Origin of the sequence: Arhodomonas sp. AD133 (assembly GCF_051195215.1) — a bacterium.
In the GTDB taxonomy this organism is placed as follows: Bacteria; Pseudomonadota; Gammaproteobacteria; order Nitrococcales; family Nitrococcaceae; genus Arhodomonas.
On record NZ_JBNAZM010000126.1, the window covers coordinates 1 to 1,857 of the forward strand.

1 protein-coding gene is annotated in these 1,857 nt (G+C 60.7%); it reads left to right on the top strand.

The window, feature by feature from the left end; genetic code table 11:
• Positions 1-833: 833 nt before the first annotated feature.
• Positions 834-1,526: a hypothetical protein gene (locus ACPEES_RS23245; protein WP_435106862.1), complete on the top strand. Its 693-nt coding sequence runs from the start codon at positions 834-836 to the stop codon at positions 1,524-1,526.
• Positions 1,527-1,857 lie beyond the last annotated feature (331 nt).

Sequence of the window (1,857 nt, forward strand, 5' to 3'; positions counted from 1 at the left end):
GCCCACGTCGCTAACGCAGACACGATCATCGCCAATCACCGGACAGCCCGGAAGGCGGTATGCACCGGACGCTTACGGATCATGAACAGACGCACGAGGAAGCCTGCCGCCGGCAAGGCAAGCACCAGCCCAACCCAGTGGCCTGCGCTCACGGCAAACCATGTCAGCCCCCACAGAAGCGCGAACGGGACTGCCGTAATAAGGATTTCCACAACGCTTCGCACGACGCGGGGTTCACGGTAGCCACTCAGTTCGCGGCGCCACGCCCGCGGGTCCTCTGTGGTGTCGATACTCGACGCTTGTACACTCATCCAGCGATGCTCTAACTATTAGTACGGACCATGCAAGTCGCAGTGCGATTTCGGTCTTACCGACGGTATCCAGCGGCAACCTGCTTAGGTGTCAGGTTGAATCGGTCAATGGATGTTGTCTATGCACTACAGAACACACCATGCAGGGCTTCGGAAAACGGCCGGAAAAGTGGTATCGACTCGGCTCAGCGCCGATCAGAAGCGTTCGACCCGCGATGGGAAATCGCGTTCGTGTGTCCACGCACAGCGATGCTTCCGGTCGCAGTCGCGGAGTGTTCGATTGACCGGGATAACCCCACGACTACCCTCCGGGGTTGCGACGTCTACGTCGCGGCTGCGGTGGCGGCTGGGTATTGTCTATTCTCCAGCGCAGAAGGCTGGGTGTCGCGAATTCATGTCAGGAAGCGCTTCAGGGGAAGGCCTCCACAATCCCCAGCCAATGGCGCCGTTTCTCCCGTTGACGTCGCTTTACTGCCACGAGCGCTGCGCCGCACCTCGCCCATGGGCTCCAGGAGAGATGCAATGTACCTGTCTTACGCGCGAGCGATACTGATCGGCGTCGGCCTCTGCACCGCCGGGGCCGCCCTCGCGGAGACGTCGGCGCCGCCGGCATCGACGGTTCAAGAGGTTGAGGCTGCGGAGCTTTTCCCTCTGGTCCCAGGTGAAAGCACGTTTGAGGTGGTGGACGGAGACGGAGAGGGACGGCAGGTCGTGCTGAAACTGAGTTCCGCAGACGGTGAAGGCCGCTGGGAAGTTCGATTTGGCGACTACAACATCCTCCATCTTTACGAGCTCCCGGATGGCAGCGTGCTGATCTCCGGTCTGGACGTGCTGACGCAAGGCCAGACTGTGCTGTATGAGCCGCCTGTGGTGCTGCTACCCAATAGGATCGTGCCCGACCAGACATGGAGTGCCTCCGGCAGGGCTACGGTCGTCAACAGAGAGACGCAAGAGGCTGTACACAAGGGTCAGTACCAGCACCGAGTCATGCCCATCACTCGAGAACGGTACGCGACCCCGGCGGGTGATTACGAAGGTTTCCTGGTGTCAATCGAGCAGACCATCGATCTTGAGGCGCCGGCTGTGATCCGGTTGCGGCTCGATCTCGGCTTCTTCCCCGGCGAAGGTCTGATGAAACGTTCGATGAAGTTCGTCGTCGACAAACCCATGTGGTTCGGCTCGACCACGCGACGCACAGCAGAGCTTGTCCGTTAGGGCCAAGTTTTGGCAGATCAGACAGGGATGACCAGCCTTTGATGACCGGCTGCAGGGGAGAACCCGGTCGCGTCGTATCGTCCGTAGCCGGTCCAAACAGCCTCGACGTCAATATGAGCTATAAAGAGCCTGAATCCGTGACGAGCCGATATGCGGCGCCGCAACAAACTGACTCATGAGGCTCAATAACCGGATAATCGGGCGAGAACGCGTCGTGGGACAGTGTTGTCGTCCTCCAGGAGGGCACTGCCAGACGTTGTGTCGCCTGTGGTGTGCCCCGATGGCGGTTGGCGGACGAGCGCGACCCTGCCGGGGCGCGGCGGCATACGGT

Bases quoted from the DNA above. Each gene is read 5' to 3' on its own strand.
- ACPEES_RS23245 (WP_435106862.1), top strand. From the start codon at position 834: ATGTACCTGTCTTACGCGCGAGCGATACTGATCGGCGTCGGCCTCTGC.